At 58.5% G+C, this 18440-nt stretch carries 13 protein-coding genes, 1 tRNA gene and 1 riboswitch; of the genes, 10 read left to right on the forward strand and 4 right to left on the reverse strand.

Going from position 1 to position 18440, the window contains the following annotated elements; genetic code table 11:
* Genes glgX through EI185_RS06535 form a run of 3 tightly spaced genes read left to right on the forward strand, consistent with a single transcriptional unit; the run spans nt 1 to nt 9097 of the window.
* Nucleotides 1–2133 (forward strand): glycogen debranching protein GlgX, encoded by a 2133-nt coding sequence (gene glgX, locus EI185_RS06525; protein WP_124704328.1) that lies wholly within the window; start codon nt 1–3, stop codon nt 2131–2133.
* Nucleotides 2130–3962 carry a malto-oligosyltrehalose trehalohydrolase gene (treZ, locus tag EI185_RS06530; protein WP_189836315.1) on the forward strand — a complete coding sequence of 611 codons (1833 nt, stop codon included), beginning with the start codon at nt 2130–2132 and terminating at the stop codon, nt 3960–3962. Before glgX ends, treZ begins: the two co-directional genes overlap by 4 nt.
* Nucleotides 3959–9097 carry a malto-oligosyltrehalose synthase gene (locus EI185_RS06535; RefSeq protein ID WP_124704329.1) on the forward strand — a complete coding sequence of 1713 codons (5139 nt, stop codon included), beginning with the start codon at nt 3959–3961 and terminating at the stop codon, nt 9095–9097. The genes treZ and EI185_RS06535 overlap by 4 nt, the downstream gene beginning before the upstream one ends.
* Before the next feature lie 30 nt (nt 9098–9127).
* On the opposite strand, the gene EI185_RS06540 is transcribed toward EI185_RS06535, so the two are convergent.
* Entirely contained in the window at nt 9128–11383 is a 2256-nt protein-coding gene (locus tag EI185_RS06540; protein WP_124704330.1) for a DUF1631 domain-containing protein, read from the reverse strand.
* 93 nt (nt 11384–11476) lie between these two features.
* A riboswitch (cyclic di-GMP riboswitch) is annotated at nt 11477–11563 on the reverse strand.
* 105 nt (nt 11564–11668) lie between these two features.
* Nucleotides 11669–11742 (reverse strand) — tRNA-Gly (locus EI185_RS06545).
* Nucleotides 11743–11792: 50 nt separating this feature from the next.
* On the opposite strand from EI185_RS06545, the gene thiS reads away from it, so the two are divergent.
* From thiS to EI185_RS06575, 6 genes are all read left to right on the forward strand, one after another.
* Complete coding sequence (gene thiS / locus EI185_RS06550; protein WP_124704331.1) at nt 11793–11996, forward strand: sulfur carrier protein ThiS; 204 nt, start codon at nt 11793–11795, stop codon at nt 11994–11996.
* Nucleotides 11997–12065: 69 nt separating this feature from the next.
* Nucleotides 12066–12848 carry a thiazole synthase gene (locus EI185_RS06555; protein ID WP_124704332.1) on the forward strand — a complete coding sequence of 261 codons (783 nt, stop codon included), beginning with the start codon at nt 12066–12068 and terminating at the stop codon, nt 12846–12848.
* 3 nt (nt 12849–12851) lie between these two features.
* Complete coding sequence (trmB, locus tag EI185_RS06560; protein WP_124704333.1) at nt 12852–13538, forward strand: tRNA (guanosine(46)-N7)-methyltransferase TrmB; 687 nt, start codon at nt 12852–12854, stop codon at nt 13536–13538.
* A gap of 54 nt (nt 13539–13592) precedes the next feature.
* On the forward strand, nt 13593–13970 hold the full coding sequence (locus EI185_RS06565; protein ID WP_124704334.1) for an antitoxin Xre/MbcA/ParS toxin-binding domain-containing protein: 378 nt from the start codon (nt 13593–13595) through the stop codon (nt 13968–13970).
* On the forward strand, nt 13957–14679 hold the full coding sequence (locus EI185_RS06570) for an RES family NAD+ phosphorylase (RefSeq protein WP_223247712.1): 723 nt from the start codon (nt 13957–13959) through the stop codon (nt 14677–14679). The genes EI185_RS06565 and EI185_RS06570 overlap by 14 nt, the downstream gene beginning before the upstream one ends.
* A gap of 3 nt (nt 14680–14682) precedes the next feature.
* Complete coding sequence (locus EI185_RS06575) at nt 14683–15915, forward strand: TIGR03862 family flavoprotein (protein WP_124704335.1); 1233 nt, start codon at nt 14683–14685, stop codon at nt 15913–15915.
* A 275-nt stretch (nt 15916–16190) separates the two neighbouring features.
* Here the strand turns inward: EI185_RS06575 and EI185_RS06580 are convergent, their stop codons facing one another.
* On the reverse strand, nt 16191–16739 hold the full coding sequence (locus tag EI185_RS06580; RefSeq protein WP_124704336.1) for a DUF1415 domain-containing protein: 549 nt from the start codon (nt 16737–16739) through the stop codon (nt 16191–16193).
* Nucleotides 16740–16858: 119 nt separating this feature from the next.
* Nucleotides 16859–17839, reverse strand: a complete 981-nt coding sequence (locus EI185_RS06585; protein ID WP_124704337.1) for a serine/threonine protein kinase — start codon at nt 17837–17839, stop codon at nt 16859–16861.
* Nucleotides 17840–17967: 128 nt separating this feature from the next.
* On the opposite strand from EI185_RS06585, the gene EI185_RS06590 reads away from it, so the two are divergent.
* Nucleotides 17968–18309: a PsiF family protein gene (locus EI185_RS06590; RefSeq protein WP_124704338.1), complete on the forward strand. Its 342-nt coding sequence runs from the start codon at nt 17968–17970 to the stop codon at nt 18307–18309.
* Nucleotides 18310–18440: the final 131 nt, after the last annotated feature.

Here is an 18440-nt window from a genome sequence, read left to right on the forward strand (position 1 = left end):
ATGAGTAAGCCCATCACTGCGGTGTGGCCAGGCCGACCTAATCCGCGTGGCGCAAGCTGGGACGGCGAAGGGGTGAATTTTGCCCTTTTTTCCGAACATGCCGAAAAAGTCGAGTTGTGTATTTTTGATCCCAAAGGACGGCGCGAGGTGCAGCGTATCGAACTGAAAGAGCGCAGCGACCTGATCTGGCATTGCTATCTGCCCGAGGCGCGCCCCGGCCTGCTTTACGGTTATCGGGTGCATGGTCCCTATCGTCCGCAGGAAGGGCATCGCTTCAACCCGCATAAATTGCTGATTGAACCCTACGCCAAGGATATCGTGGGCACGCCAAACTGGAGCGATGCCCATTTCGGCTATCGCATTGGCAGCAAGCACGCTGACCTGTCTTTCGACCGTCGCGACAACGCCATCGGGATGCCGAAGTGCCGGGTGATCGATCAGGCCTTCACCTGGGGCAACGACAAACCCCCGTGTATTCCCTGGCACGATATGGTGATCTACGAGATGCACGTCAAGGGATTCACCATGCAGCATCCGGACGTCCCCGCCCAGTTTCGCGGCACCTACGCGGGCCTCTCCATGGAGCCTCCCATAGAGCATCTCAAGCGTTTGGGCGTCACAACGGTGGAGCTGATGCCGGTGCACGCTTTTCTCGACGATCGACATCTGGTCGAGCGCGGACTGAGAAACTACTGGGGCTATAACTCCATCGGTTTTATGGCACCGGATTCACGTTACTCGGCCAGCGGACACGTAAGCGAATTCAAAACCATGGTGAAAACGCTTCATTCTGCAGGCATGGAGGTCATTCTTGACGTGGTCTACAACCACACTGCTGAAGGTAACCATCTGGGGCCGACGCTGTCTTTTCGGGGTATCGACAATTCCTCCTACTATCGCCTGGTGGAGGATGATCGGCGCTATTACATGGACTACACGGGTTGCGGCAACACCCTCGATATGCGCCACCCGCGCGTACTCCAGTTGCTCATGGACAGTCTGCGCTACTGGGTGCAGGAAATGCACGTGGATGGCTTTCGCTTCGACCTGGCTTCCGCACTGGCGCGCGAGCTGCATGAAGTGGACCGGCTCGGCACGTTTTTCGACACGATCAGCCAGGACCCGGTGCTCGGTACGGTCAAGCTGATTGCCGAACCCTGGGATCTGGGTGAAGGCGGTTATCAAGTGGGTAATTTTCCCATCGGCTGGGCGGAATGGAATGATCGTTACCGCGACAATATCCGTGCTTACTGGAAGGGCGATGGGGGGCAGATCGGAGAATTGGCGCAACGCCTGACCGGGTCCAGCGACCTGTATGAACGCAGCGGGCGCCGGCCGCATGCCAGTATCAATTTCATCAGCGCGCACGATGGATTTACCCTGCATGACCTGGTGAGTTATAACGACAAGCATAACGAGATCAATCAAGAAAATAATCGCGATGGTAGCGACAATAACAATTCCTGGAATTGCGGCGTCGAAGGAGAAACCGACGATCCGGAAATCAACGCCTTGCGTGCCCGTCAGAAACGCAATTTTCTGGCCACGCTGCTGTTTTCCCAAGGCGTTCCGATGCTGGTTGCCGGCGACGAGATGGGGCGCACCCAGCATGGCAACAACAATGCGTATTGTCAGGACAACGAGATCAGCTGGCTAGCGTGGAATCTGAAGCCACAGGATCAGGATTTGCTGGAATTCACCCGCTACATTATCAGCCTGCGCAAAGCGCATCCATTGCTGAGGCGGCGCTATTTCTTTCATGGACGTCCGATTCGCGGCGGCGAAGTAAAAGACATCGTCTGGCTCAATCCGGAGGGGTTCGAAATGAGCGAGAGCGACTGGGCACAGGCGTTTTCGCGCTGTCTGGGCGTTTATTTTGCAGGCGATACGCTGCTCGAAACCGATGATCGCGGGCGTGTCCTGACAGACGACAATCTGTTGATGCTGATCAATGCGCACCATGAAGACATCGCTTTTACGCTACCGGAATTCGACGGACATTACTATTGGGATGTGCTGCTCGACACCATCAATGCAACGGGTACGCCGGAGATTGTGCGTTATAAGGCTGGGCAAGGTTACCCCGTCGGCGGGCGGTCGCTGGTGGTAATGAAACAGGCGCTGATCCCATGAAACGCATGCATGAAATGCCATTCGGCGCCAGCGTGCTCCCGGATAGCCACGTGCGTTTTCGTTTATGGGCGCCTGCGGCGGAGCTGGTCGAGTTATGTCTGGAAAAACACCCGGGCGAGAACAGCGTTGTGCCAATGACTCGGCTCGATGATGGCTGGTTTCAGCTCGAATTGACCCCGGCACAGGCAAGTCCGGGAATGCTATATCGCTATCGTATCGATGGCGGGTTAAACGTGCCAGACCCGGCCTCGCGTGCAAACCCCCAGGATGTTCATGGCCCTAGCCGGATAGTCGATGCTGCGGCCTTCGAGTGGCAGGACCGGAATTGGCATGGGCGCCCATGGCACTCGGCTGTGATCTACGAAATGCATGTGGGATGCTTTACCCGGGAAGGCAGCTTCACCGCTGCAATACAGCATCTGGATTACCTCGCCGCGTTAGGCGTCAGCGCGATCGAGCTGATGCCGGTGGCGGATTTTCCGGGGCGTCGCAACTGGGGTTACGATGGTGTGCTGCCCTTTGCGCCGGACAGCAGTTACGGTACGCCGGACGAGCTCAAGACACTGATCCAGGCGGCCCATGTAAAGGGGTTGATGGTGCTGCTCGACGTGGTGTACAACCACTTCGGACCGGACGGCAATTATCTGCATGCCTATGCACCGCAATTCTTTAGCGAGCGCCACCACACCCCGTGGGGAGCAGCGATCAATTTTGATGGTGAAGGCAGTCGCGTGGTGCGTGATTTTTTTATCCACAACGCGCTCTACTGGCTGGAAGAATATCACTTTGACGGCTTGCGGCTGGATGCGGTGCACGCCATTGTCGACGATACCCGCCCAGACATTCTGAAAGAGCTGGCGGCAGCCATACACGCCGGGCCGGGACGTACCCGGCAGGTGCATCTCGTTCTGGAAAACGATGCCAATGCAGCGCGCTATCTCCAGCAAGGCGCCATTACCGCACAGTGGAACGACGATATTCACCATGCCCTGCATATTTTGCTGACCGGCGAACGCGATGGTTACTATGCCGATTATGCCGATCAGCCAACGCGCCATCTGGCGCGCTGCCTGGCTGAGGGTTTCGCTTTCCAGGGTGAGCCGTCGCTCTTCCGCGCAGGTCGGCAGCGCGGAGAGTCGAGCAGACACCTGTCGCCCGGCGCATTTATCAATTTCAGCCAGACCCATGACCAGGTGGGGAATCGCGCATACGGCGAACGCATTGCCCTGCTTGCGCAACCCGAGCCGCTGCAAGTCGCGCTAGCGGTGCTGCTGCTGGCGCCATCGCCGCCCATGCTGTTCATGGGCGAGGAGTTTGCAGCGGCCACACCGTTCCAGTTCTTCTGCGATTTTCAGGGTGATCTGGCCAATGCCGTCACTGAAGGCAGGCGGCGCGAATTCGCCGGTTTCCGTGAATTCGCCGACGGCGCAGCACGTGCGCGGATTCCTGACCCCAACGATCCGCTTACATTTGAACGCAGCAAGCTTGACTGGGAGAGTCTGGGTGCGCCGCAACACAAGGCCTGGCTTGAGCATTACCGCAAACTGCTGGGGCTGCGGCGCGACCATGTTGTACCGCGTTTGCCGGGCACGGGCGCGGGTGCTGAATTCGAATTGGTCGGGGTGTCGGGTCTGACCGTGCGCTGGCGCCTGGGTGATGGCAGCGGGCTGACCTTGCTGGCCAATCTGGGCGGCGTCGCAGTGGAAGGGGCGCTGCATTTTGCCGGCGCGCCGCTATATCTCAGTCAGCCTGATTTGCCGGCAATCTTGGCCTCCGGTCGCATCCCCGCCTGGAGTGCCGCCTGGTTCATCGAGGAAGCGATCCCATGACGCAGCCCGATGCGCTGACGCAGCTCGCTGACCTGTATGGCATTGCTTCCGAATATTTCGATATATGGGGCAACATCCGTCATACCAGCACAACGACGCAACGCGCCTTGCTCGGCGCGATGGGAGTGGAACTGGACGGTGATCTGTCCGTCATCCTGGCCGAGCACGAAGCGCGCCCATGGCGACGTCTGCTGCCGCCGGTACTGGTGGTGCGCGATACAGACGGTGCGCCGGCAGTGGCGGTTACGTTTCCGGCTGCGCACGCGGATAAAGCCCATCGATGGATATTGACGCGCGAAAATGGTGGGCGTGAAGAGGGAACATTCCAGCCGTCCGGGCTGGAAATAACCAGCAGCAGGCTGATTGATGGTGAGCTGTATCAACGTGGCCTGTTGCGGCTGCCGGCGTGCCCGCCAGCGGGCTACCATCAGCTGGCGGTGCGCACGCCAGATGGCGTAGAGCCCGGCATGACACTCATTGGGGTGCCCGCTACCAGTTATCAGCCCCCGGCACTTGCCGATGGCCGCCGAATTCATGGACCCGCCCTGCAGCTTTACGGCGTACGCTCGCAGCGCAACTGGGGTATCGGCGACTTTACCGATTTACGTCTGATGGTTGAACTGGCCGGCGAGTCCGGCATGGATATTGTCGGGCTCAATCCCTTGCATGCGCTGTTCCCCGGCAACCCCGCCCATGTCAGTCCGTACAGTCCTTCCAGCCGCCTGTTCCTGAATATCCTGTACCTCGACGTGGAAGCGGTAGCGGACTTCGCCGAGTGCGAGGAAGCGCGCGCCATGGTGGCCGATGAAGTGTTTCAGGCACGCCTGCGCGCGCTGCGTTCGGAAGAGTTGGTGGATTATCCGCAAATCACAGCCATCAAGCTCGCGCTGCTGACGTACCTGTATCGGCATTTCCGCGCACGCCATTTGAAAGGAAATAGCGAACGCGGGCAGCAGTTTCGCGTTTTTCAGGCTGAGGGGGGCGCAGCCCTGCGGCGCCATGCATTGTTCGAGGCCTTGCAGGCGCATTTCCAGGGACATGACGCCAGCGTATGGGGTTGGCCGGTATGGCCGGAGGCCTACCGCGAGCCTGCCGCGCCGATGGTCACTGCCTTCGCACAAGACCATGTGGAGGAACTCGAGTATTACGAATACCTGCAATGGCTGGCGGATCTGCAGCTCGATGCGGCCGGCAAGGCATCGCTGACCTTTGATCTGGGGGTAGGGTTATATGGCGATCTGGCTGTCAGCGTCGATCGCGGCGGCGCAGAAGCCTGGGCGAACCAGGACTGTTATGCGCTCGGTGTCGGCGTCGGGGCGCCCCCCGATGACTTTAATCTGAACGGGCAGGATTGGGGTTTGCCGCCATGGATACCGGGGCGTTTGCAGGAGACCGCCTATGCGCCATTCATTGCTACGCTGCGCGCCAACATGCGCCACATGGGGGCGTTGCGCATTGACCATGTGATGGGGCTGATGCGACTGTTCTGGATTCCGCATGACAATGGTGCGGGCGCTGTTGCCGGCAGCTATGTGAGCTATCCGTTCGATGACCTGCTGGGCATCCTGATGCTGGAAAGCCAGCGCAACCAATGCCTGGTCATTGGCGAGGATCTCGGTACCGTGCCGGATAGTTTGCGTGAAAGATTGCAGCAGGCCGGCATCCTTTCTTATCGCGTGCTGTTTTTTTCGCGCGATGCACAGGGCGGATTTATGCCGCCCGCCGACTATCCGGCGCAGTCGCTGGTGACGGTGACGACGCACGACCTGCCCACGCTGCGCGGCTACTGGGATGGGCGCGATATCGACCTGCGCGCGACACTGGGGCTGTTTCCTGATGACAATGTTCGCCAGCAGCAAATCATTGCACGCTCGCATGATCGCGCCGCCCTGCTGATCGCGCTGGAACGCGAGGGCTTGCTGGAGGAAGGCAGCAGCCTGCATCCCGTAGCGAATCCGGACATGTCGCTGGAACTGGCGAGCGCCATCCACCGCTTTCTCGCCAGAACGCCGGCGCAAGTGATGATGATCCATCTGGACGATATTTTCGGCCAGATGGAACAGGTTAATTTGCCCGGTGCGGGCAGCGATATCTATCCGAGTTGGCGGCGGCGCCTGACCGTCAATCTGGAGGAATGGCGCGACGATCCGCGCGTGAAGCGCATGGTCGATGCCCTGAACGCCGAACGGGCCAAAGCGGGAACGGCGGCGTCGCACCAGTTGGACATGCCTCCTCCCTCTGCACCACGTATTCCGCTGTCCACTTATCGTCTGCAATTCAACCGTGATTTCACCTTTAATCAGGCGCGCGAGATCGTTCCCTACCTGAGCGCGCTGGGTATCTCCCATCTGTATGCCTCGCCTTATCTCAAGGCGCGTCCGGGTAGCAGCCATGGTTATGACATCATCGATCACAACACGTTGAATCCCGAGATTGGGACGTACGAAGAATTTGAACAGCTTTGCACGGTTCTCGCCGAGCATGGCATGGGACAGGTGCTGGATATCGTGCCGAACCATATGGGTGTGCAGGGTGGCGATAACGTGTGGTGGCTGGATGTGCTGGAAAACGGTCAGGCATCGGCACATGCCGGATTCTTCGATATCGACTGGAAGCCGGCCAAGGCCGAATTGCACGGCAAGGTGCTGTTGCCGGTGCTGGGTAACCGCTATGGTGCGGTGCTGGATAATGCCGAATTACAACTGCGCTTCGACGCGCAACGCGGTGAGTTCGTTATTTATTATTTCGAGCACCATTTTCCGGTGGATCCCGCGCAATATCCGCAAATCCTGACTTATCGCATGGATTCCTTGAGCGCACGCCTGGGCCAGGACCATCCCATGCTAATGGAATACCAGAGCCTGGTCACGGCGTTCCGCAATCTCCCGCCACATGATGAAAGCAGCCCCGAACGTCAGGTTGAGCGCAGGCGTGACAAGGAAGTGCATAAGCACCATCTTGCCGGGCTGGTTGAACGATCCTCAGATATTGCCTGGTTTCTGGAAGAAAATATCCAGCTATTCAATGGCACGGCAGGAGAGTCGTCCAGTTTCGATCATCTCCATCGCCTGATTGAGGCACAAGCTTACCGGCTGACATTCTGGCGCGTGGCCTCGGACGAAATCAATTACCGGCGCTTTTTCGATATCAACGATCTGGCCGGGTTGCGCATGGAGAACGACGAGGTCTTCGATGCGACCCATCAGCTGTTGTTACGTCTGGTTCAGGAAGGCAAGCTGGATGGCTTGCGCCTGGATCATCCGGATGGCTTGTACGATCCGGAAGCCTATTTTTCCAAGCTGGTTGAACAATGCAATCGTGTGGGGCATGCCCCTTATCTGGTGGTGGAAAAAATCCTGGCAGTCCATGAGCGTTTGCGCGCCAGTTGGCCGGTACATGGCACAACGGGTTACGAATTCACCAATCTCCTCAATGGCCTCTTTGTGGTGACCAGCGCCGCCGAGCGCATGGAGCGCCTGTATAATGGCTTCATCGGAGAGCCTGTTCATTTCGGTGATCTGCTCTACCGCTCCAAGAAGCTCATCATGAAAACCGCCCTGTCGGGCGAGTTGAACGTATTGGCCAATCTGCTCTCGAAAATTGCCGAGGCCGATCGTCAGACCTGCGATTACACGCTGAATGGATTACGTTTAGCATTGGCTGAAATAGTTGCCTGTTTTCCCGTTTATCGAGGTTACATCAGCGCCCGCGAAGTCACCGCAGAAGATCGTCATAACGTCGAGCAGGCAACCGCAGCGGCCAAGCGCAGAAGCGCGGCAGCGGATACCAGCATCTTCGATTTCCTGCGTGACGTGCTCACGCTTGCCGCAGCAGAAGGCAAGGCACTGGCCTACTACGAGCAGGTACTCGCCTTTGCGATGAAGTTCCAGCAATTCACCAGCCCGGTCATGGCGAAAGGGCTGGAAGACACCAGTGCCTATATTTATCACCGTTTGCTGTCGCTCAACGAAGTCGGCGGCGATCCGCGTCAATTCGGCGTGACGCGCACCGCCTTCCATCGCGCCAATCTGGTACGTGCAGATCATTGGCCGCATGCAATGCTGGCAACTTCCACACATGACACCAAACGCAGCGAAGACGTGCGTGCCCGCCTCAATGTGCTGTCTGAAATACCAGCGGTCTGGCGCCTGGCGTTGCGCCACTGGAGTCATGCCAATAGTGGTCTCAAGCGCCTGGTGGATGGAATGCTGGTGCCTACGCCCAATGACGAATATTTCATCTATCAGACCTTGCTGGGTATCTGGCCACCGGGCGAACCGGATGCAAATGAAATGGCGAATTTTAATGCCCGTTTGACGGAATATCTGGTCAAGGCAATGCGCGAAGCCAAAGAGCATACCAGCTGGATAAATCCCAATGCGGCATATGAAGAAGCCATCGTGGCGTTTGCGAATGCGCTGATTAATGCGCCGCCCGAGAGTGCTTTTCTGGCAAACTTTCTGTCTCTGCAGCGGCGTATTGCATGGATGGGAATGTTCAATAGTCTGTCGCAGACGTTGATCAAGCTGACCGTACCGGGTGTACCGGATGTGTATCAGGGTTGCGAAGTATGGGATTTCAGTCTGGTGGATCCCGACAATCGCCGACCGGTTGATTTCGGGCGTCGGCAAACCATGCTCGATGCACTGCACAGGCTTGCTGCACAGACCCCGCAGCAACGCAGTGCCGGGGCAAGGGCGCTGTGCGACACGCTGGAGGGCGGCCGCGCTAAATTGCTGGTCATCAGCACGGCATTGACGCTGCGGACGCGCTGGCCGGAGGTGTTTCAGCACGGAAAATATTTGCCGCTAGCCGTCAGGGGCGAACATGCCGGACATGTGTGCGCCTATGCGCGCATAAGCGAGGGGCGTGCAGTCATTACGCTGGCGCCACGCTTTTTCGTGCGGCTTCTGGGTGAGGCCGGGATGATTCCGCTTGGAGAAAAAATCTGGGGGGATACGACCGTGGATATTCCCTTTCATCGGCCGGATAAGCAATACACATGCGCCTTCACAGGGAAAGTCCTGGGGCTCCATCAGCGTGGATCAGGATGGACCTTGTCCGTGGCGCAAGTGCTCACAGAGTTTCCGGTAGGGCTGGTCGTCGTGGAAAATGTTCAAGCCAGTCCAGCGTGAGGGTGTTTCCGCTGGCTGTTTGAGCAGGCTTCAGGCTGCGTTATTTTGCAGCTTGTGAATCAATTTCTCGACTGCACGCTCAGTCAGTGGCGCGGCCTGGACGACGTGTGCTTCCTTGGCGCGCAATCGGGCAGCCAGACGCGACAAGGCAATCGTGAGGGCATCCATCCCCTCGTTATTGGTAAACAGATAAATGCCGCGCATCGAGCTTACCCAGGACAGTCGCGCCACGCGTATGCTGCCATCATCATTGTAAAACTCCAGCCAGTCGCCTTTTTTAAGGCTGCGTGCAAGATCGGTATATTCATCATCGATCATGTCGTCGGCGGCATCGAGATCAAAGCGCTCGCCAGCGACCGGCGCTGGCGTGTTAGCTGCGCCAGCTGCGGCAATATTTGCGTCCTCACTCACCACCGCGACTGCGGATACATGCAATTCGCCTGCGTGCAATTCCTGCTGTAGCTGCAAACCTGCCTTGACTGCAGAGGCATGGCAAGTTACCAGCCGCGAGAATACGATTTCACGCTCTTTGGGGTCTATCTGGATGCTGTTCATGCCTTCACGCAGATGTTTGAGCAGGTCCGGCAACATCACAACGAGCGATAAACGGTCTTCGGTATTGCGCTTGGGCGTAACGCTCCATACCAGGTCTTGCATGGTTTTCAGGTTGGTCTGCCAGACCTGGCTCTGTTCTCCCTGATCCGTGAAGGCGTGGCTCAGCACCTGTTGCCATGGGCCATCCAGAAATTCGCGGATAGCTTCAGGAAGCTGCACGCCTTCTGACACGCGTCGAATTTCGTCGGCAACGACGACTTTGGCAATTTCGGCCCGTTCCGCGGCTTCCATGTTTTGTGCGGATTGTTCGATAGCCGACTCGGTCTGAGACTGATGAGCCACCAAAAAATCCAGCAAGTCGTCAAGCAAGGTGGCGAAGATTTCTACGTCTTCGGAGAAATCGGCCAGGATGGATTGCACAATGCTGTCGAGTTTATCGAATAGGCGGGTGTTGTACTCGCCGGTTTCGTGCCAACCGATAGAGGCGGCGGCAATCTCATCCAGCAGGCGGCGTGCAGGGTGCGATTTTTTCGAGAAAAACTGTTTGTCCAGCATTGCCACCTTCAATACCGGGATCTGCAGGCGGCCAATCAGCGCCTTGAGCTTGTCCGGTATGGTGCGGTCATCGAAGATATAGTCAAACAGCATGGCAACGATATCTATGGTGAATGCATCCACCTGGCTGTTCATGTTGACCAGCCCGGCCGTGCGGATATCGCGCAGAATATTGACCGAGCCGGATTGTAACAAGCCGGTATCGAAGCCCGACACGGTGCTGACGGGTACGCTACCCACCACGCCATGTTGCAGCTGGGTGAGCGAATTGATCAGATTGGCTACCGATGCGGGTGAAGCAGTTGTCGCGGTGCCCGGGGGGAGTGAGATGCCGCCGGACCCGGACGCAGCCCCTTTTCCGATCAGTTGCTGCAGCAGCAGGGCGAATATATCTTGCTGGTCTGTGCTCTCGGTTTCGGCCGCGTCAGTTTTGGCTGAAGTATGACGCGGGCGGTTTTTATGCTCGGCCAGGCCGACGCGAATCGATGGCAGGATATCCTTGCTGACCAGAAACTGGTTCAGGCGCTGATATATTTTTGGCAGATCGCTCGCGATTCTTTGTCCAAATTGTTGCAGCAGTACCAGCTTGATTTGAGAACTCACTTCGAGCTGTTCGCAGGCTGCAAGAAACGCCACGCAAATGGCTTTGGCGCCCAGGGGATTGCGTTCATCCTTGGCTTGCGGATCCTGCAACAGGGCAGAAACGCGTTGATCCAGTGCTGCCAGTTCCTCTACGGAATCAAACCGCAGACGGGCGGCCGCTTTGCTAAGCGCCAGTGACTGTTCGAAATCTTCCTCATCCACCAGCGCCAGTTCCATGCTCAACATGCCGGGTTTGGTCTCTTTGCCGCTTGATCCGGTGGCTCTGGTACGGCTATCGAAAGATTCAATAAAATGCTTGCGCAGGGCAAGCGTCAGCGCATCGCCCCGGTTATGCACAATACCCTGGGCAGCATAGTAGAGGTTGCGGGTTTCCAGCGTAGGGGACTGATCGGCGTTGGCCAGCAAGCTATCTTCCACTTGCGTGTTTTTCCCCTGCCAGGCGTGGCAGATGGCTTCAATGGCCTGATCGCGACATGCATGCAGTAGCTCAAGCGCCTCCGCGGCCGTCAGCGTTCTGCGCGACCGGTCAAACTGATTGATATTTACTACATTGCGTTGCAGCGTGTCCGTCATGACATATGTCCTTCAGGCTGAGCGGCAGGCGCAAACGGGTGCATCACCAAAATAGGCGATGCAATGCTGAATGGCGGGAGCGATAACCCCGCATTTGGCAACCCCGCTGTCATAGCGCCTGAGCCCCTTAGACCGGAAATTTTGCGTCTCCGCCTTTCAGCGGATTTGCCCTGACAAATGCTATGGTACGCCGTGAGGCGGAATGCATCTGTAACGGGAATGGAGGTGTTCATACCCGTCGTAAGGTATTACGGCGGCAGTTTTTGGAACTTTAGGGATAATTCTTGGAGCGGGCGATGGGAATCGAACCCACGGCTCTAGCTTGGGAAGCTAGGGTATTACCATTATACGACGCCCGCTATGGTAAAATCGAAAACGCATCATACTTGAATTGTAAGGGTATTTGAAGTTGATCGAACTCACTATTAATGGCGCTGCCAAACAATTTTCGCAGCCGCTCAATGTAGCCCAACTGGTCGTCAATCTGGAATTGGCTGGTAAACGCATTGCCATCGAACGCAACGGCGAGATTGTGCCGCGTAGCCAGTTCGACACGGTGGCGTTGGCATCCGGCGACCAGCTGGAAATCGTGGTCGCGGTCGGCGGCGGTTAGCCTGCTATCTTCGTGTCTGGCCTGGGCCAGACGCATCCTGAACTCTACTTTCGAGATTCCGAGAATCGTATGGACACTTTAACTATCGCAGGTCGCGATTATTCATCCCGCTTGCTGGTCGGCACCGGTAAATACAAGGATTTCGACGAAACACGTCGGGCTGTTGAAGCCAGCGGAGCCGAGATTGTTACCGTGGCCATTCGTCGCACCAACCTCGGCCAGGACCCCAGCCAGCCTAATCTGCTGGATGCGCTACCGCCGTCGAAATATACCTATCTGCCCAACACCGCCGGCTGTTACACGGCCGATGAGGCTGTACGCACGCTGCGTCTGGCGCGCGAACTGCTGGACGGCCATGATCTGGTCAAGCTGGAAGTACTGGGCGATCCGAAATCGCTCTATCCCAATGTGGTGGAGACCATCCGGGCCGCCGAAATCCTCATCAAGGAAGGCTTCAAGGTCATGGTGTATACCTCCGACGATCCCATCATCGCCAAACAGCTGGAACAGATGGGGTGCGTGGCGGTGATGCCGCTGGCGTCCCTGATCGGCTCGGGCATGGGCATCCTCAACCCTTGGAATCTGCAAATCATCATCAATGAAGCCAGGGTGCCGGTGATCGTGGATGCGGGCGTGGGTACTGCGTCAGACGCGGCCATTGCGATGGAACTGGGTTGTGCCGGGGTGCTGATGAACACCGCCATCGCCGGGGCGCAAAACCCGGTGCTGATGGCCTCTGCCATGAACAAGGCGGTGCAGGCCGGGCGCGAGGCGTACCTGGCCGGGCGCATGCCGAAGAAAATCTACACCGCCAGCCCGTCCTCGCCCACCAGCGGCGTGATCGGTTCCTGAACCATGGCCGAAACCAGCCCGGTCGGGCGCCCCATCCGCAGCTTTGTGCTGCGCCAGGGGCGCATGTCGGTCGCCCAGCAGCGTGCGCATGACAGTTTGAAAGCGGTATATGGCATCCCTTATGCCGTTCAGGCGCTGGACCTCGCGGTCGCGTTTGGACGCGACGCACCGAAAATTCTGGAAATTGGCTTCGGCATGGGTGATGCTACGGCGGCCATCGCCAGTGCGCATCCTGAAAACGACTACCTCGGCATCGAAGTGCATAGTCCTGGCGTGGGCAGCCTGCTGAACCAGATCCAGGAGCGCGCACTCACCAACCTGCGCATCATCCAGCATGACGCCGTGGAAGTGCTGCGCGACATGATCCCCGATGGCAGCCTAGCCGGCGTGCACATTTTTTTCCCCGACCCGTGGCACAAAAAACGTCACAACAAGCGCCGCCTGATCAAGCCCGATTTTGTCGCTCTGATTACCCGCAAGCTCGCCCCCGGCGGTTATTTGCATTGCGCCACCGACTGGGAGGACTACGCCATCCAGATACTGGAGGTGTTGTCAGGCGAGCCAGCGCTCACCAACACGGCTGAGGGCTACGCCCCGCGGCCGGACTACCGTCCATTGACCAAATTCGAGCAGCGCGGGCTGCGGCTGGGGCATGGGGTATGGGATATTGTGTTCAAAAAGACAAAATAACCTTTCCAAAGAAAATATTTAGGAATAAAATTTCTCCAGAACAAGGAGGAATTCATGATCGCTACTCACCCTACCCAACTCCCCGAAGCTGGAGCCACGCTTTCCAAAGCCGTGACACGCACCCTCAATCTGCTCCAACTCAGGCAGTCCACGCTGGCGCGCATCCTGGGAGTGAGCGGGGCCACGGTGTCACGCTTGTGTGCAGGCACTTACACGTTGAACCCGAGCCGCGCCAAGGAATGGGAATTCGCTCTGCTGTTCGTGCGCCTGTTTCGCTCGCTCGACGCCATTCTCGGGCATGGCGACAACGCGCAAAAATGGCTCACCGGCCACAATGCTGCACTCAATGCCCGCCCGATTGACCTGATCGAGAGCACCGAAGGCTTGGTGCGTGTAGTGCATTATCTCGACGCCCATCGTGGCCGAATTTAACCCGACCCAGATCGAGCTCGATGTGTGGCGCGCTGTCGAGGCGCAACACCGGGTATCTACAATGGTGCTGGTGGATACGCTGGATGAACAGGCGCTGCTGGAGCGCTTGCTGGAGCAATCCAAGCCGCCCGTTGCGCAACCGCAGCGCGCGCTGCATTGGCTGCTGTTCACACCGTTTCGCTACCCGCCGCTGCCTTCCGGATCACGCTTTCGCGCGCCCAATGATCCCGGGGTGTTCTATGGCGCAGACGAGCGCCGCAGCGCCTGTGCCGAGCTCGGTTACTGGCGTTGGCGCCTGCTGCTGGACAGCCCCGCGCTGGACGCCATCGAACCCATGCCGCAAACCGTATTCAAGACCCCGCTGCGCGGCACGGCCATTGATCTGCGCCAGCCGCCGTTTTTGGTACACCGCGCGCGCTGGACCCATTCCAGCGACTATCAACCGTGTCAGGATTTGGCGCACCAGGTACGGCTGGCAGGGATACAAATGATCCGCTATGAATCGGTGCGCGACCCGGATCATGGCGGCTGCGCAGCGCTGTTGAGCCATGCCGCCTTTGCCGCCAATGCACCTAGCGAACACCAGACCTGGATGCTGGCTGTGCACCGAGATCGGGTGGTATGGCGGCTGGATTCGATTTTTGACGACGCCGCGTTTGAGTTTGAAGCGTCTGCGTGGCGTAGCGATGCGCCGAACAAGCCAGACTGATCCATGCCAACAGACGGACAGATTGCCATCATCGGCGGCGGTCCGGCCGGGCTGATGGCTGCGGAAACCCTGGCCGCACGGGGTTTGCGCGTGGATGTGTACGATGCCATGCCCTCAGTGGGACGCAAGTTCCTGCTGGCGGGTAAGGGCGGTCTGAACCTCACCCATACCGAAGCGCACGAGACCTTCCTTTCACGCTATGGCGCGCGCCGCGAATACCTTGCGCCGTGGCTGCAAGGATTCGACGCACAAGCCTTGCGCGATTGGGTGCATGCCCTGGGGCATGACACCTTCGTGGGTACATCAGGGCGCGTATTCCCCACCGACAAAAAAGCCGCGCCGCTGCTACGCGCCTGGTTGCATCGGCTGCGGGAATCCGGCGTTATGTTTCATGTGCGGCACCGCTGGCTGGGCTGGGCAGAAAACAACACACTGCGCTTTGCCACTTCGGACGGCGAACGGCAGATCCGCGCAGACGCCGTGGTGCTGGCGCTGGGCGGCGGCAGCTGGGCGAAACTGGGTTCGAACGGCGCCTGGATGCCGATACTCCAGGCGCAGGGCGTGCCGGTAGCCGCGCTGCAACCCGCCAACTGCGGCTTCGATGTGGGCTGGAGCGAGCACTTGCGCACCCGCTTTGCCGGCCAGCCGATCAAGTCCGTGGTGCTGAATTTCACCGCTGCCGCTGGTGCGCCATTCCGCAAACAGGGTGAACTGATGCTGACCGCCACCGGGCTGGAAGGCGGGCTGATTTACGCCGCTTCCGCGCGGCTGCGCGGCGCCATTGCCGCAACCGGGCCAGCCACGATCCACCTCGACCTTGCCCCCGGCTGGGAACTGGCGCGCCTCACCCGGGAAATCGCCCACCCCCGCGGTTCGCGTTCGTTGTCCAGCCACCTGCACAGCCGTGTGAATATTCATGGCGTCAAAATGGCGCTGCTGCGTGAAATCGGCAGTGCCGAAGATTTCGCCGATCCTGCGCGTCTGGCCGCCCTCATCAAAGCCCTGCCGATACGGCTGATCGCCCCGCGCCCGCTCGACGAGGCGATCAGCAGCGCAGGTGGCGTGATGTTCGAGGCGCTGGATGCGCACGGGATGCTGCGCACGCTGCCCGGCGTATTTTGCGCGGGTGAGATGCTCGACTGGGAGGCGCCTACCGGTGGCTATTTGCTGACCGCGTGTTTTGCCAGCGGGCGTGCAGCAGGGTTAGGGGTGCTGGACTGGCTGGGCGCTATTTGAAAAATTCATCCTAAAAACGGCTATTGATCCACGAAAAACACGAAAGGCACGAAAATATTCAAAGAGATATCCAGCCGTATATCGTTACCCAATGGGTGAATGACTCGGTTTGTATAATCTGTTGATTTATTTCGTGCTTTTCGTGTTTTTCGTGGACTAGCTGCTTTTTCCAGGTTCATTTGCCACAGAGAACACAGAGGTCACAGAGTTTCCAGTGCTCCAACAGATGGGGTGATTTTCTCTGTGTGCTCTGTGATCTCTGTGGCTAAAGCTGCTCAAGCCTTATCCACCCCCAATTTGTTCCATCTCTCAAGCCCCAGCGCATTGAGCGTTTCCATATTCTTTTCAAAAATCTGTTCGGCTTCCGGGAAGGCAGCCACGGCGCGCTCCACGCTGGCTTCGCGCAACAGATGCAGCATCGGGTAAGGCGAGCGGTTGGTGTAGTTCTCGATGTCGCCCGGGGCCGTATCGGCGAACTGGTATTGGGGATGGAAACTGGCAATCTGGAACGCGTCGTCGAATTCCGGCTCGGCAGCAGCGGCATCGGCGATGTCGAGAAAATCGTTGTAGTCGAGAAAATCACCTAGCACGTATGGGTGGATCAGCAACGTGGTATCGGTTTGCTCGGCGTCGGTGTCCTGCAGCGTACGCAATTCAGCCAGCAAGTCTTCGAGCAGCGCTTCAGGGGTAGTGGCCGCACTCACGACATAACGAATCTGCTGTTTGACGTGGACAGCCTTGGCGAATGGGCAGAGGTTGAGGCCGATGACGGCTTTTTCGAGCCAGGTTCGGGTGGCGTCGATGATTTCGGTATCGGTGGGCATTGGGGTACTCCTTGGTGCTGAAAACGGGTTTTGCCACAGAGATCACAGAGGACTCAGAGAAAAGCATCCAATGTTTGCTCCGGACTTTCTGAGATGTCTGTGGCGCATGCTGTTGGAAATCACCCCACCCACAGCGGCGGCTCGTCCATCAGAGCGATCTGCTCGCGCAGTTCCAGGATACGGTCCTGCCAGTAGCGCTGGGTATTGAACCAGGGGAACGCGGCGGGGAAAGCCGGGTCGTCCCAGCGCCGGGCAATCCAGGCAGCGTAGTGGATCAGCCTCAAGGTGCGCAGGGCTTCGATCAGATGCAGTTCGCGCGGGTCGAAATCGTGGAAATCCTCGTAGCCGGCCAGCAGGTCGGCGAGCTGTCGCGTCATCTCGCCGCGTTCGCCGGACAGCAGCATCCACAGGTCCTGCACCGCGGGTCCCATGCGGCTGTCGTCGAAATCCACGAAATGCGGCCCCGCGTCCGTCCACAGCACGTTGCCGATGTGACAATCGCCGTGCAGGCGCAGGCTGGCAACTTCTCCGGCGCGGTCGAAGCAACGGCGCACGCCGTCCAGCGCCTGCGCCACCACGCCGCGATAGACTTCAACCAGTTCAATCGGGATGAAGTCGTGGCTTAACAGGTAGGCGCTGGGTTCCTCGCCAAAGCTGGCGATATCGAGCGTGGGGCGGTGCTGATAGGGGGCAATGGCGCCGACCGCGTGGATGCGGCCGATGAAGCGGCCCAGCCACTCCAGTGTGGCGGGATTGTCCAGCTCCGGGGCGCGGCCACCGTGCTTGGCGAAGACGCTGAAACGGAAGCCGGCGTGGGTGTGCAGTGTGCGGTCATGCATGGACAGCGCCGGCACGACGGGTATCTCGCGGCCCGCGAGATCGCTCACAAAGGCGTGCTCCTCCAGTATCGCGACGTCGCTCCAGCGCTGCGGACGGTAGAATTTGGCGACAATGGGCGCGCCGTCCTCCATGCCGACCTGATACACACGGTTTTCATAGCTGTTGAGCGCGAGCAGACGACCATCGGTGCGCAAGCCGAGGCTGTCGACTGCGTCGAGCACGTGATCCGGTGTCAAACCGGCAAAAGCGTGTGTTTCCATTGGCGTATTGTACGGGAAGCTGGCTGATATCGGACGCGTAGCCGTGTCAACTATCCAGCAGCATGATTCGTTATACTGCTCAGGTCACACCCGTGGCTGGCTTTTCCTAACCGAATCGTGGAGACGACATGAATAAATTGATGACCGCACTGATTATGGCCGCAGCACTTGCCTTTACTCCGTTCGCTGCATCGGCAAAAACCGAACAGCAAACCAAAATGGGCGCTTGCAATAAAGATGCCGCAGCCAAGTCACTCAAAGGCGACGAGCGCAAAGCCTTCATGAAGAGTTGCCTGTCAGCACCTGCTGCCGCCGCTGCACCGGCGAAAGGCGAGCCTGCCGCTGCCGCCAAACCCAAAAACGCCATGGGCGCATGCTCGACTGCTTCCAAAGGCATGAAAGGCGCGGAGCACAAAAAATTCATGAGCGAGTGCCTGAAAGCCAAAGGCCCGGAAAACATGAAAAAATAAGTCTGGATATGGCTGAAAAAACCCCGCTGCGGCGGGGTTTTTTATTGGTGCGCCCGGCAGGGCGCACTTACTTGGAGGTGAAAGACCTCTACTCGCCCGGCAAGGGGAAGAGTTAGCTGAACGGCAAGGGT

The sequence above is a fragment of the Sulfuriferula multivorans genome, assembly GCF_003851125.1.
GTDB classification, from domain to species: domain Bacteria; phylum Pseudomonadota; class Gammaproteobacteria; order Burkholderiales; family Sulfuriferulaceae; genus Sulfuriferula; species Sulfuriferula multivorans.

Coding starts and splice junctions, on each gene's coding strand:
- glgX (WP_124704328.1), top strand. CDS start 1: ATGAGTAAGCCCATCACTGCGGTGTGGCCAGGCCGACCTAATCCGCGT.
- treZ (WP_189836315.1), top strand. CDS start 2,130: ATGAAACGCATGCATGAAATGCCATTCGGCGCCAGCGTGCTCCCGGAT.
- EI185_RS06535 (WP_124704329.1), top strand. CDS start 3,959: ATGACGCAGCCCGATGCGCTGACGCAGCTCGCTGACCTGTATGGCATT.
- EI185_RS06540 (WP_124704330.1), bottom strand. CDS start 11,383: ATGACGGACACGCTGCAACGCAATGTAGTAAATATCAATCAGTTTGAC.
- EI185_RS06555 (WP_124704332.1), top strand. CDS start 12,066: ATGGACACTTTAACTATCGCAGGTCGCGATTATTCATCCCGCTTGCTG.
- trmB (WP_124704333.1), top strand. CDS start 12,852: ATGGCCGAAACCAGCCCGGTCGGGCGCCCCATCCGCAGCTTTGTGCTG.
- EI185_RS06565 (WP_124704334.1), top strand. CDS start 13,593: ATGATCGCTACTCACCCTACCCAACTCCCCGAAGCTGGAGCCACGCTT.
- EI185_RS06575 (WP_124704335.1), top strand. CDS start 14,683: ATGCCAACAGACGGACAGATTGCCATCATCGGCGGCGGTCCGGCCGGG.
- EI185_RS06580 (WP_124704336.1), bottom strand. CDS start 16,739: ATGCCCACCGATACCGAAATCATCGACGCCACCCGAACCTGGCTCGAA.
- EI185_RS06585 (WP_124704337.1), bottom strand. CDS start 17,839: ATGGAAACACACGCTTTTGCCGGTTTGACACCGGATCACGTGCTCGAC.
- EI185_RS06590 (WP_124704338.1), top strand. CDS start 17,968: ATGAATAAATTGATGACCGCACTGATTATGGCCGCAGCACTTGCCTTT.